This is a genomic window from Vibrio sp. PNB23_22_6, assembly GCF_052877535.1.
The window spans coordinates 1-221 of record NZ_JBNFXP010000105.1 but is presented as its reverse complement, the minus strand read 5'-3'; the positions used below and the strand labels follow the sequence as shown (position 1 = coordinate 221).

The window sequence follows — 221 nt, the reverse complement described above, 5'->3', positions numbered from 1 at the left end:
TAGGGGAACCTGGCGCTGGATCACCTCCTTATACGATGATTATTCACGATGAGTGTCCACACAGATTGATATGGTTTATAAAGTAAAAGAGACGAAGATATCCCAATATCTTCGAAGTTTGGTTCTGCTTTTTAAAAGTGGAAGCAAATAGCAGTGTCCCGTTCGTCTAGAGGCCTAGGACACCGCCCTTTCACGGCGGTAACAGGGGTTCGACTCCCCTA

The 221-nt window shown here is 46.2% G+C and carries 1 tRNA gene; it reads left to right on the top strand.

Going from position 1 to position 221, the window contains the following annotated elements:
- Positions 1-163: 163 nt before the first annotated feature.
- A tRNA-Glu gene (locus ACVA54_RS19795) sits at positions 164-221 on the top strand.